We start from the raw sequence: 13,198 nt of genomic DNA, 5'->3' as shown, positions 1-13,198 counted from the left end.
GTGGAAAAAGAGGCAGGAGTTTCCTTTTATACCAAGGAGTTTTTTAAGAATGGATATTAGAGATTAGAAAGTGGCTGTTATTCCCACCATCGCCGAGCGACCCGGTAAAGGGGCTTGATTCTTTAAAAATGAGGTATGGCGACGGGCTTCCTCATCTAACAGATTGGTGCCTCGCAAGAAAATGGTATATTGCACCGGCCCCAAAGCAAGCTGGTACCCCATATGGACACTGAGCATGCTGTAACCCTTGGTCTCTGTCTCCAGCAATGCGGTATCCTCTTGCCTTTGAACCCGCATGATATTGATTCCGGTATACCAAGGTCCCCGCTCATAATCCAGTTCACTTCCAAAGCGCAAGGGTGTGATTCGGGGTAGATTAGAACCCTCACTTAATTCACCGCTGACATAATCGGTCCATAAACGAAGATCCAATTTGCCCCGGTGGTCGTCAAATAAACCCAGCACTGTTTCGAACTCAACCCCGAAAAACTCAGCATCCGCTTGCCTCTGATTCACCAGTAACAGCGCCTCCGGATCTATCACCAATTCCCCTTCCAAGTTGACCCGATCGGCAACCCCATCGCCATTTTGATCCCTCTCCTGTAAGAAAATGAAATCATTGATGAAATTAGCGAAGAGGTTCAGCGTCCAATTCCAATGACCATGGGTTTTGCGGAAAGAAAGATCAAAATTATTAGAAATTTCCTTATCCAGGGAAATATCCCCAATCTCAAAAGTATTGGTAGCCAGGTGGGGCCCCTCCGAGAACAGCTCTTCCAGTGCAGGTGCGCGCTGAGAGTGGGAAATATTAACCCCGACCGAATAACCTTGCCAAAATTCCCAGATTGCCCCGCCCGATAGATTAAAGAGATCATGGCTTGCTTGCTGCCTATCCCTGGCTCTCTCAGCTTCCTGGTGCTCAAACCGTCCTCCCACCTCAAAATGCCAGCGTTGCCAATCACGCTTCTCTAAAACAAAGACACTGAGGGAATCCAGCTGCGAAGAAGGCACAAAGGCTTCCTCCCCCGAGGTGGAAAGATCCCGGTTGCGGTACTGAAGCCCCAAGACCCCATCCCATAACCCAAAAGGCACATGAAGAAATTCAACCCGCCCCTCCCATTCTTTATTGTCTAAAATCGTGCTTGCCACTCCGGAGGGTTCGAACTCTTTATGGGTATGATCGTTATAACCCCAACGAGTTTTGACGGTTTGAATCCCCGGTAAAGGTTCGTAGAGGGCTCCCTTAATATCGAAACGGGTCTGGGCTTGATCAATACGTACCCCACCTTCCGCCTCTTCATGTTCATGTTCCGCTTCCCCTTCGTCTTCTTCATGCTCATGCCCTCCAGGGACGCCATATTCATTGGTGAAACGGCTTATGGCAAATCCTAGAAAACCCGGGTCCCCCACCAGAGAAAAACCACCGGCAAAATTCTCGGTCTGGACATCGCTGTTTGCAAGCGTTCCACTTCGAGCACCGGGTTCAGGCTGGATATCCGAAAATCCTGGAATGTCATAGTCATTCGTATCCCGCAGGAGACCATCCACATGAAACGCAAAGTTACCTATCCCACCATTAAAGCGAAAAGCGCCAGTAGCATCATCGGCCACTGAATTATAATGGCCATAGAGATCCCCTTCGATGCCTTCGGGTACATAGTCAAGAATACGGTGGTTGACAACATTAACCAATCCCCCGCTTGCGCCACTGCCATAAAGCAAGGTAGCCGGTCCCCGGAAGATTTCAATCTGGTCTGCGAAGAGGGGTTCGATAGCCACTGCATGGTCCGGACTGATATTGGATACATCTAAAGTCCCGATGCCATCCTCCAATATGCGAACGCGGGCCCCTCCTAAGCCCCGGATAATGGGGCGTCCCACAGCAGGACCAAAATCGCTGGAGGTCACACCTATTTCATCAGCCACGGCCTCTCCAATATTTTGCTTGTCCTTAATAAGTAATTCCTTCCCCTTCAATACCGAGTTGGGTTGCACTATATGTTCTCCTGTACTACCCAACGGATCAGCAGTTACAGTCACCGCCTCAAGCTTCATCACTTCTTCTTCTGCTTGCTGTGCCTTAACAGAAGGTAACAAGAGTAATGTCATTAGTAAGACATATAAAAATCTCAACATCACCATAGAGGAGCCCTAGCTTAGCAAGATCACGATAATTTTATTATGTTATAACATAACATAATCCGTCAACAACAAAAAAATATCAAAAGTACTACACTTTTATAGATTAATTCATAGAATTTTAAATACTAGTCGAGAGGATTGATAGAGCAACAAATATGATTTAAGGAATCAAAGGATATGCTGCAAAGGTGGAAACGAAAATGGAAAAAAGATGTATCGCAGCTTGCTAATGAAGAACCTGGCAAACGCTTTACCAGACATCATAAACGTCAACAAGATAAAAATAATGACAAATCCTGGGAAACTCCTCTTTATATAACATTGGGTATTTTGTTGGTAGCCATTGGAATCCTTATCTCCATTCCCCCTATAGGAGTGCCAGGTTTTATATTAACATTAGTAGGACTTAGTCTGCTTATTAGTCGCCTAAAAAGTATGGCTATTTTCTTAGATAAAATAGAGCTTATCTTTTACCGAATTATAAAATACTGGAAGGAAAGAAAGAACAACAAATAAAGAGTTAATATCTTTATCTTTATCTTTATTAAGCAATTTTTGAAGATCATGGAGGAGGCGTATTATTCTTGGTATAGATGTATCATTTTTTCGAAAGAGATTGATTGAGAGCGAGCACTATAATCACTCATCATGAGTCCAAATAATAAAAGCAACCAAAAAAAACCAGCTGCTGCAAAGACCTTAGTTAGAGGGCCAGCATATTTCAAATGCATAAAAAAAGACAATACCAGTAACGCTTTACCCACTGCAATCAAAAAATTAATGACAACATTAAAAGGCCCTAAGGAAACATAGGCGCTACCCACGCTTACCAACAACAAAAAGAGCAAAGCAGCCCATACAAGTAAATAGGTTTTTAACGAAACCACATCTTGTCCGGTCATCCACGCGACACCAAATAAAGAAAGGGATACAAAAATATCCAAATAATATCCACAAAATGCCAGTACAGGCCAACCAACTCCACTGGTGTGAAATAATCACTGGAAAACCACTCACGCCAAGCCATCACTGCAATAACTGCTAATGTCCCTATTCCAAGAATTACATGTATAGCATGTACCCCTGTCATTATAAAATACAAATAAAAAAAGAGTTTTATTGATTGTGCATTATCACCTTCATAGGCAAAGTTTAAACCCGGTACAAGTTGCTTCTCATACTCTCCGTAATACTCTACTCCTTTTATTCCAAGAAACAATATTCCTAAAAGGATGGTAAGTAGCAAAAAACCTGCTGTTAATTTATGCTTACTGAGTTGGGCACTGCGTATAGCAAGTGCCATAGTTAAACTACTTGTTAATAATATTGCGGTATTAACCGTTCCCAGCAAAATATTCGTATGCCTACTCGCTTCGGCAAAGGCTTCCGGATAATTAAAGCGGAGAACGGCATAGCTGGCAAACAGGACCCCAAAGAATAAAACTTCAGTACCAAGAAACACCCACATCCCAAGGGTGGAAGCCTCGTGTTCTTGCTCAGGGTCGTCAAACTGCTCTGCCGTCAAGGCATGCTTATCTGTCATTAGTCGATCCTACAGAAGCAATAATGAGCCACCCCATATCAATGCTCTGGAATATAGGCGTAGGCCTTTTCCTTTACTACAGGAGTGTCTTCAAAATTATCTCTTATGGGCGGCGACAGCGCTTGCCACTCCAATCCTTTTGCTTTCCAAGGATTACTATCGGCAATTCTCCCATAGCGTAATGACCATAATAAGTACAAAAGAGGCAATAAATACCCTACGGCCAGAAGGACAGCTCCCGCGGAAGAAATTTCATTTAACCATTGCAACTCTTCTGGATACTGATGGTAACGCCTCGGCATACCAAGATAGCCGAGCAAAAATTGAGGAAAAAAAGTCAGATTGAAACCTAGAAAGATTACTATTGCAGAGAATCGCCCCCAATTTTCTGGATAGATTCGCCCACTCATCTTAGGCCACCAAAAATGGATGCCTCCAAAGTAGGCCATAACTGCCCCACCTACCATAATGTAATGAAAGTGAGCAATAACAAAATAAGTATCAGTTAAATGGACGTCCAAAGCTAAGGAGGCTAGAAATAACCCCGTTAAGCCACCGATCATAAATAAGCCTACGAATCCGAGCCCATAAAGCATCGGCGCTTCAAAGGAAATGGTTCCGTTATAAAGCGTAGCCGTCCAATTAAAAACTTTTACTGCAGAAGGTATTGCGACCAAGAAACTAAGAAGTGAAAACATCATTCCTGCATACATGGACTGACCACTGACAAACATATGATGGCCCCAGACCAAAAAGCCGATTACCGCAATACCTAGGATGGCATAAGCCATAAATCGGTAACCAAAAATAGGATTCCTAGAAAAACAAGTAATAATTTCACTGGCTACTCCCATAGCAGGCAGAACCATGATGTACACAGCAGGATGGGAATAAAACCAGAATAAATGTTGAAATAATAAGGGATCTCCTCCCAACGCAGGATCAAAAATTCCTATCTGAAGTATACGCTCAATGGCCACTAAGGAAAGAGTCATTGCAAGCACAGGCGTGGCCATTACTAGGATGACACTGGTAGCATAGTTGGCCCAAATAAACAATGGCAAACGAAACCAAGTAAGACCAGGCGCCCGCATTTTATGGATGGTAACAATGAAATTAATTCCCGTGAAAATAGAAGAAAAACCAACAATGAAGACCCCAACAATAACTGCCACCACATAACTATTCGAAAACATACTGCTATAGGGAGTATAAAATGTCCACCCCGTATCCACACCACCGGCAATAAGTGCACCAATAGTAAATCCTCCCCCCAAAGTATATAGATACCAGCTCGCCAGGTTGAGTCGTGGAAAGGCTAAATCACGGGCGCCAATCATAAGAGGTACCAGGAAATTCCCAAGTACAGCCGGAATAGAAGGAATCAAGAAAAACCACACCATGATCACGCCATGCATCGTAAATAATTTGTTATAGGTCTCTGCAGAGACGAGATCGCCGGAAGGGGTAGCAAGCTCAAGACGGATCATAGCAGCTGCCATACTGCCAACAAAAAAGAATAGTGTAATGGATATTAAATAAAGTAAAGCAATACGTTTATGATCATGGGTTATTAGCCAAGATTTCAAACCATAGCCTTCGTTAATATAACTTCTATGCTGTAACACCGTGCTCGTGTTCATAGGAACTCTATTTCCCTTTATTAGGATGCTTACTGCTGCAGCCACTGCTCATAGGCAGAAGGCTCCATTACTACGATTCTCCCTCCCATTCGAGAATGATCCATCCCACAATATTCAGCACAGAAGAGATAATATTCCCCAGTTTTTATAGGGCGAAACCAAATCCTGGTATATCGACCAGGTAAGACATCATGCTTGATCCGAAAAGCCGGCACAAAGAAACTATGGATAACATCCTGTGAGATCATAGTGAGTTGCACTGTACTTCCATATGGGACATGGAGCTCATTAATTTCCTGCTTTCCTTCTGGATGTTTTAGCTTCCACATCCACTGTTTACCTACTACAGCGATTTCTATAGCCTCTTTCTGAGGTGGTCTAAAAAGTTCTGTATAAAGTTTTGCAGCCCAAACAAAAATAACTAAAAAAAGCCCCAGAGGAATAAAGGTCCATGCAAATTCTATCGCTCGTGCTCCACGAATTCTAGCTCGCTTTGCCTTGGAACCACGACGATACTTAATAGCAAAGAAAACAATCAAAAAAGTTATACTGAGTGCAACCACACTGCATAGCACGAGCAGTGAGATAAAAAGCAAATCAAAGGATGCTGATAAACTAGAGGCCCCCTTCAAAAGTAGCGCAAAGCTTTCCATAAGTTTACTTTAAAGTCTCTATTTTGGAAGCAAATTTTCTTCTTACTCTTCACCCTCCTATTACTGCTGTCTAGAAGGCTTCTCTCTATCCATTGGCAATTCTTTTTTCACAAATAGTTCCATCGCACGCTCAATAGGGATATGCACAATGCCCTTCTCTTTATTAACCCAGCCATAGCTATGTAACAAACTTTCCTTTTCCTGCTGTAACTTTTTCATAGAGACACCCGATTTTGCTTGCAAATGGGGTAATGATGGAGCTCTTTTTTCTTCGGCTTCTCCCTGAAACAAACCAAAACTATCTGACCGGCGGCCGTCAAAATAGGCAAGTAACCCGAGGAGGATAAATCCAATAAAAACTAAAATGACCACCAATATCGAAGCGACCCAGACAATAGAGCGTCCACTTACATCTGTGCCTTCATGCTGATAGTGCTTTTGTTTGGGGCTATTATTTGCCATGCCTCCATGTTTCCTTTATATTTGCATCCCGAACTAGTATAAATGGCCTTTTTTGAAACTGCCAAAGCACAGCCGCTAGCCAAACACCGCCGATACCAAGGGGAGCCATAAAATCAGTCCAATATAATTGGAGCTCTTGGGTGCGTAGCGATGGGACTACGAGCCAGAAAGAATCAATCAGATGGGCTAGCAAAACAATCATTGCAATAGTTCCGAGAATACTTATTGTACGCTTAGCATATCGGAACAAAAGTACAATCAATGGCACGAGGAAATGAAAAGCAATCAACATAACCGTTAACTCTTGCCAGCTTCCCTGCACACGGGGCAAATACCAAGAGATTTCATGGGGTAAGTTTCCAGACCAAATAATCAGATACTGCATAAAGGCTAAATAAGCCCAAAGCATAACCAGCATTAATAACAAATTACCCAGGTCATGAAAACGATTAAAAACAATTTCTTTCGATAACGAGCAAGGTCTGTAAAAAGCGGCTGCCATGAGGATTGCAAAGGCTAGGGCAGAAAGCATTTGGCCTACCCCCCAAAGAAGGCCAAATACTGTTGAATGCCATTGGGGCACCAAAGACATAATCCAGTCTGTAGCAGCAAAAGTGATGCTCAGACTATACAAAATGATACCTCCAATACTGAGGCGATAGAGACGAATAGCGACTTTTGGCTGCGGATTCCTTTCCTGCTCAATAGACCATTTATGCAACCAATAGGCGATACCGATCCAAACCACAAAGTAACCAGCAGCCCGAATGAGGAAGGAAGAAATATTTAGATAGCTGCTTTTTTCCCCTAGTAGGGGCTCGTCAGCTATCATCTCAGGGCGGGCCCATGCATAGAGATCCGATAACCCAAAGATGAGCGGTACAAATAATACTGTCATAAGGGGCAGAGCCCGTGCTGCTGCTTCCAAAGGCCGACAAATCAAGACTCCCCAAGCACCCCCTGTCAAATGATGGATCATCACTATCACCATCCCTCCTAAGGAAATCCCAATCCAAAAGAGATAAGCAAAAAGATAGGACAGAAAAAACTCTTGGCCTTGAAAATAAGCCCCTATAAAAGAAATCGCAAATCCCGCTACTCCTACTAACAAGGCAATTTTCTGAATTCGACGAGTCAGCGACGAGAACACCCAACTCATCATCCCGATTCCAGAGATTGCCGCACATTTTTTGGAACATCGGCTAAGCGGGTATGCTGACTTAATTGTAGGGCACGAATATAGGCTACGATAGCCCAGCGATCCTGGGGCTCAATGCGGTCAGCATAGGAAAGCATCCGGCCAAACCCCCATGTCATCACATTATAGAAGTGTCCATCTGGAACGTTGCGCAAGCGTTCAGAATGATAAGACGGCGGACGGGGGAAACCACGACGTACCACCATTCCGTCGCCGTCGCCGACCAGGCCGTGGCAGGGTGTACAATAAATATTGTAGCGTTCTTGTCCACGCTGCAGGATCTTAAGGGTAACAGGGAAAGGGATATTTACCCCAGAAATATCAACTTTCTTAATCCCGACTCTGCCGCTAGATGAACTTGCAAACCCGCCAGAAGCATGCACAACGGTATTGTCCATAAGGGGGCGAGCCGATTGCCCCTGGGGGAAAAGCTCACTTTTTTCAAACGGTTCATATTTCGCTTGGTCATACATGTCTTGCATTAAATTTTCACAGCCAGATGACAAGAAAAGTACGGCGACAAGAACTATGCAACCCCAGAAAACTTCTTTTTTCAAGCAATGCCTAAAGCCCATTCCAAGATCTCCTATGGACCTCAACCCCACCTTTCTGACGACCGCTTTGACATTATTTTTCAACCCTATGAACATTAACAGGCTTCAAACTCTCAAGAAAACGCCTAGTTTCAATCTTATCAAAGCACGAATCACTGGCCTTGACACACAAAAAAAATCGATCCTGTGTTGCCAGATCAAACTGTGACACATTAAAGACGGGATGATTTAACCTTGGCAGACCATTGAGTAAAAACAGGCCTAAGACAATAGCCAGAACCGCTCCCAGGATCGTTAATTCCACTGTAGCCGGAATAAAAGCAGGCCAACTGTGGTAAGGGCGGCCACCCACATTAATAGGATAGTCGATAACTGCAGAATAATATTCCAGGAAGTAACTGCTAATAGCCCCTATGCAACCTCCCACTAGGGCAAATAGAGAAAGTCTATTGCGGCGCTGGCCAAGGAATTTCTCCAGTCCTTCAACAGGGAAAGGCGTATAAATCTCAATGACCTGATAACCAGCATTGGAGGTTCGTCTTGCAGCTTCTACCAGAAAGGTAGGTGTTTCAAATTCAGCCATGAGGCCATACATTATAGAGGTATCGGAGCCATTCATTTTTGGGTAATGCTTAAAAAGTAATACTTTTACTTTTGAAAAGGCGGAGCGAATCCGGTGTAATAGAAACAACCAAACTTTCATTTTTTTTCCGTCCCAGAGGTAGCCCTACGTATCTCAAATATGGAAACCACCGGTAGAAAACGAACAAATAAAAGAAAAAGCATGGCAAAAAAACCCATTGAGCCCACAAGAATGATCCAATCCCACAAAGTGGGAGAAAACATACCCCAGGCAGAGGGCAAGAAATCACGATGCAAACTGGTGACAATCAGCATGAAACGTTCTAACCACATGCCCACCACAACCGCGGTTCCTACCAAAAATAAGGCGATGCTGTTTAAACGGACCCGTTTGAACCAAAGGGCCTGGAGCACCAGAACGTTACAAAAAATCATTCCCCAGTAGAGGGGGGCATAGGCTCCAACCATGCGATTCTGCATAGTATAAATCTCATAGGGATTGGCACTATACCAAGCCATAAAAACTTCTATGACATAACTATAGGTAATGATTAAACCAACGGCCAGCAAGACTTTCGCCATACTGTCCAAATGCTGTGCCGTAATAAAATCCTGCAGACCAAAAATAGCCCGTACCGGGATCACCAGCATCAAGACCATGGCAAACCCTGAAAATAGGGCCCCGACAACAAAAAATGGCGGGAAGATCGTGGAATGCCATCCCGGCGTGTTTCCCTCTGCAAAGGCAAGGGCCACCATGCTGTGAACGGAAAACACAAGGGTCACGGCAAGACCCGCCAATAATAAAGAGGCCATTTGGTAGCGCCGCCAATGTCTCGCTTCGCCACGCCAGCCAAGGGCTAGGAGACCGTAAAAGATTTGGGCGGGACGCTTGCGAGCCCTATCACGCAAGCAGGCAAGGTCGGGTATCATACCGACATACCAAAACAGCACTGAAACAATAAGATAAGAAAAAATGGCAAAAAAATCCCAAACTAAAGCGCTGCGCCATTGGGGCCAAATATTCATGGTGTCGGGATAAGGCGCCAGCCAATAAGCAAACCAGGGTCGTCCGAGATGGAGCAAAGGAAAGAGGGCGGCAATAGCCACGGCAAAAACAGTCATCGCCTCCGCAGAGCGACTGATCGAGGTTCGCCACTGTTGACGGAATAGCAACAGGGCTGCCGAAATAAAGGTTCCTGCCATACCGATCCCGATCCACCACACATAATTGGTGATTGCAAATCCCCAGGCCACGGGAATATTGATTCCCCAAATGCCGACGCCGACGACAAAGAGATAGCCGATGGCCAAGAAAAACAACACCGATAGCACCGCGGAAATACCAAAAGCGCCGTGCCACAACCAACGGCGCTGGGGAATCAAAATGAGGTCGCTGACCTTATCCCCCACCTCGGCATTAGATGATTCAGTTGGCATCGCTACTCCGCTTTAAGATCCGGGTTGGGGTTGGTCAGTTTGGCAAGATAGGTGGTTCGTGGGTGGGTGTTGAGATCACCCAAAAGCGCATAATGAAGTGGCGACGCCTTGGCTTGGCTAACCCTGCTTTCTGGATCATTTAAGTTACCGAACTGGATAGCCTCGGTGGGGCAAGCCGCCTGACAGGCCGTTAATACTTCACCCTCTTGAATACGCCGACCTTCTATCTCGGCTTGGGCTCGGGCACGGCTAATTCGTTGCACACAATAGGTACATTTCTCCATAACTCCCCGCATCCGAACTGTAACTTCGGGGTTTCTTTGTGCTGCCAAACCCGGTGTGTCTTTAGCATATTGTAGAAAATTAAAACGCCTGACCTTGTAAGGGCAGTTATTGGAGCAAAAGCGGGTACCGATACAGCGATTATACACTTGGAGATTGAGTCCTTCTGAATCATGCACGGTGGCTGCCGTGGGACAGACCAATTCGCAGGGTGCATTTTCACAATGCATACAGGGCACTGGCTGAAAATAAGTTCGGGGATTTTCCAAAGAGCCACTGTAATAGCGGTCGATGCGCAACCAATGCATCTCCCGGCCTAAACTGACCTGTTCCTTACCCACTACCGGGATATTGTTTTCTGCTTGGCAAGCCACGACACAAGCGTTGCAGCCGATGCAAGCGTTCTGATCAATAGCCATCCCCCAGGCATAACCTGAGTATTCAAACCGGGGATAAAGACTTTCAGAGGGCAATTCCTGATGTGCAAAATTGGGATTTTCTTGAAACTCAGAGAGGGTCGCAATCCGCACGATATCCCGCCCCTCCATACTATGGTGGTGCTGGGTCGTCGCCAAAGGATGACGCTTGCCGGTCTTGACGACTTCCAGGCCCAGGCCAAACCAAGGCGCATCGGCGGTACGCAGTACATAGGCATTAAAACCTGTTCCCGTTCCCACCTGCCCCGCTTGCTCGCGGCCATAGCCCAAAGTCACCGTGACGGCTTCATCAGCATGTCCAGGCACGATCCAAATAGGGGCTTGGACCTGACGCCCCTGGTAGCGAAGCTCCACGATTTCTTCATTGGCAAGCCCCAACCTTTCAGCCGTCCGGGGACTTATCAAGGCAGCGTTGTCCCAAGTAAGTTTGGTGATTGGCTTAGGCAATTCCTGCAACCAACCATTGTTGCTAAACTGACCATCCCAAATGGTGGGATCAGGCATAAAAATGATTTCTATACCTGAAGCATTCTTAACCTCGGGCCGAGCCTTGGAAAGAGAGTCAATGAAATCACTTCTCAACTTCACCCTCTTTGATAGTAAAGCTGTTCCTTCAATCACACCCGCTTGTAATGCTCTGCTCCAGGCATTTTCGAAATCAGACTTGGACCACTGCTTTTGCCAGTACTCACGTAGGATTTCATAACTGCTGCGGCCATCCTCTCCCAGCAATACCGCTATCAATTCGTGGCTTGATTTTCCCTGATAAAGCGGGGCAATCAGGGGTTGCAAAAGACTGACCGTACCCTCATAGGCGCGGGCATCACTCCAACTCTCTAGATAATGGGCTTCGGGGATATGCCAGTCACTTTGGGCCGCGGTTTCATCCTCATACAACCCCAAATAAACGGATAAATCTACTTTGGAAAGCTGTTCGGAAAAGGCGAGATCGGCAGGAGCGCTAAAGACGGGATTGCCCCCCAACATAATGAGGGTGTCCACCTCCCCTGCCGCCATCTTAGCCCTCAGGTGGCGCAAGGATTTATTTTGATGCAGTGGATTGAAGACTACGGGCGCCGTGTAGGTCAGCGTTTTCCCTACATTCCCCAAGACATGATTCATCGCATGGGCCAGCCCGTGGACAAAGGGAGGTTGTCTTTCTCCGGCCACCACCAAGGAGGCTCCACCATGCCGGTGCAAATCTCCCACCAAGACTCTAATCCATTCCTCGGGGACCGGGAGCGGCGCCTCTATCTCGGGTACGGCAATCCCCAGTTCTTGAGCCACATACCAAGCCAAGATGCTCACCTGGCTCGGGCGCAGCGAGAGGCGATGATCCGCCATCGCCCCCGTAATCGTAGGCGTACCTTCCGCTACATACAGGCGGTTTATGGTCGCTTGCCCTGAGTCAATGCGCCGCCGCTTGGCAAAATCCCGAGCATGGCGCAAATGGCCCGGCAGTGAACCCAGGAAGTCAGCATCGAGGGACAGAATCACCTGGGCCCGATCCAAGTGAAAGTGGGTCTCAAGGGGCTCCCCAAACACCAAACGGGCACCTTCATACCCATTATCTCGATGAACCGGCTGATAATGATGCCAACGGGCATGGGGAAAACGCATGCCTAATGCCTGTAACTGGGATATCAGGGTCGGCGAGCTAATGGTTGGCGTCAATAAATAAAGCCCCTTGCCTTGATTGTGCTCGAAGGTCTCGAGTTTTTCGCCGATCCCAGCGAGAAAGGCTTCCCAAGTACTCCTTTCTCCCTGATGCCTTACGGCTTGGGCCCGATCAGGATCCCACAACTGCAGCACGGAAGCCTGACCAAAGATATCAGTGCCCCCCAAGCTGGCAGGATGGCGGGGATTACCTTCCACCTTGATGGGACGGCCCATCCGACTTTCCACCAACACTCCCGTTGCAAAGCCATCCAGCACCATGGCGGTGGCAAAAAACAGGGACTCCCCTGGCACCACCCCTTCTGGTGCCCGCACATAGGGCAAGATCTCTTCTAAGGGGGGCCGACTGCAAGCGCTAAGGCCAGCAAGAGCCAGGGAGGCCCCCATCAGCCGCATGAAATCTCGACGACTGAGTGAGGCCTGACTCAATTCACGAAAGTATGGAAATTCCTCATATAAAAATTTCTTGAATTCCTCGCTTCCCGCTAATTCTTCCAGACTTTTCCAAAAACTGCGCCCTTCTGTCTCGGCAAGGCGTGCACGGATGGATGCTAAATCCAAGGGTTTCATCTCCGATTTCGCCAT

The 13,198-nt window shown here is 46.4% G+C and carries 12 protein-coding genes; 1 reads left to right on the top strand and 11 read right to left on the bottom strand.

The genetic code is table 11. The features are described from left to right. Positions 1–63: 63 nt before the first annotated feature. Positions 64–2,109, bottom strand: coding sequence for a TonB-dependent receptor (locus tag NHAL_RS12685; RefSeq protein ID WP_238985352.1), 2,046 nt, complete (start codon positions 2,107–2,109; stop codon positions 64–66). Between the two features lie 210 nt (positions 2,110–2,319). On the opposite strand from NHAL_RS12685, the gene NHAL_RS12680 reads away from it, so the two are divergent. Then, positions 2,320–2,658: a hypothetical protein gene (locus NHAL_RS12680; protein ID WP_013033550.1), complete on the top strand. Its 339-nt coding sequence runs from the start codon at positions 2,320–2,322 to the stop codon at positions 2,656–2,658. Positions 2,659–2,720: 62 nt separating this feature from the next. Here the strand turns inward: NHAL_RS12680 and NHAL_RS12675 are convergent, their stop codons facing one another. The 10 genes from NHAL_RS12675 to NHAL_RS12630 all read right to left on the bottom strand — a co-directional run bounded on the left by NHAL_RS12675 (position 2,721) and on the right by NHAL_RS12630 (position 13,198). Continuing rightward, entirely contained in the window at positions 2,721–3,044 is a 324-nt protein-coding gene (locus NHAL_RS12675; protein WP_013033549.1) for a cytochrome C oxidase subunit IV family protein, read from the bottom strand. Beyond that, positions 3,041–3,685 carry a cytochrome c oxidase subunit 3 gene (locus NHAL_RS12670; RefSeq protein WP_013033548.1) on the bottom strand — a complete coding sequence of 215 codons (645 nt, stop codon included), beginning with the start codon at positions 3,683–3,685 and terminating at the stop codon, positions 3,041–3,043. The genes NHAL_RS12675 and NHAL_RS12670 overlap by 4 nt, the downstream gene beginning before the upstream one ends. A 38-nt stretch (positions 3,686–3,723) precedes the next feature. Next, on the bottom strand, positions 3,724–5,328 hold the full coding sequence (ctaD, locus tag NHAL_RS12665) for a cytochrome c oxidase subunit I (RefSeq protein WP_013033547.1): 1,605 nt from the start codon (positions 5,326–5,328) through the stop codon (positions 3,724–3,726). 29 nt (positions 5,329–5,357) lie between these two features. Then, positions 5,358–5,981: a cytochrome c oxidase subunit II gene (gene coxB, locus NHAL_RS12660; RefSeq protein WP_013033546.1), complete on the bottom strand. Its 624-nt coding sequence runs from the start codon at positions 5,979–5,981 to the stop codon at positions 5,358–5,360. A 60-nt stretch (positions 5,982–6,041) separates the two neighbouring features. Further along, positions 6,042–6,443 carry a hypothetical protein gene (locus tag NHAL_RS12655; protein WP_013033545.1) on the bottom strand — a complete coding sequence of 134 codons (402 nt, stop codon included), beginning with the start codon at positions 6,441–6,443 and terminating at the stop codon, positions 6,042–6,044. Continuing rightward, the gene (locus NHAL_RS12650; protein ID WP_013033544.1) at positions 6,433–7,605 is read right to left on the bottom strand and encodes a hypothetical protein; all 1,173 of its coding nucleotides are present in this window, start codon (positions 7,603–7,605) and stop codon (positions 6,433–6,435) included. Before NHAL_RS12650 ends, NHAL_RS12655 begins: the two co-directional genes overlap by 11 nt. Beyond that, positions 7,602–8,216 (bottom strand): c-type cytochrome, encoded by a 615-nt coding sequence (locus NHAL_RS12645; protein ID WP_013033543.1) that lies wholly within the window; start codon positions 8,214–8,216, stop codon positions 7,602–7,604. The genes NHAL_RS12650 and NHAL_RS12645 overlap by 4 nt, the downstream gene beginning before the upstream one ends. 52 nt (positions 8,217–8,268) lie before the next feature. Next, positions 8,269–8,814: a DUF3341 domain-containing protein gene (locus tag NHAL_RS12640; RefSeq protein WP_041355713.1), complete on the bottom strand. Its 546-nt coding sequence runs from the start codon at positions 8,812–8,814 to the stop codon at positions 8,269–8,271. Between the two features lie 80 nt (positions 8,815–8,894). Next, positions 8,895–10,217 (bottom strand): NrfD/PsrC family molybdoenzyme membrane anchor subunit, encoded by a 1,323-nt coding sequence (nrfD, locus tag NHAL_RS12635; protein ID WP_013033541.1) that lies wholly within the window; start codon positions 10,215–10,217, stop codon positions 8,895–8,897. A gap of 2 nt (positions 10,218–10,219) precedes the next feature. Beyond that, on the bottom strand, positions 10,220–13,198 hold the full coding sequence (locus tag NHAL_RS12630; RefSeq protein ID WP_013033540.1) for a TAT-variant-translocated molybdopterin oxidoreductase: 2,979 nt from the start codon (positions 13,196–13,198) through the stop codon (positions 10,220–10,222).

It is taken from the genome of Nitrosococcus halophilus Nc 4, assembly GCF_000024725.1.
In the GTDB taxonomy this organism is placed as follows: domain Bacteria; phylum Pseudomonadota; class Gammaproteobacteria; order Nitrosococcales; family Nitrosococcaceae; genus Nitrosococcus; species Nitrosococcus halophilus.
Note: the sequence above shows the minus strand (reverse complement) of the source record. Positions and strands in the feature narration are given on the sequence as shown.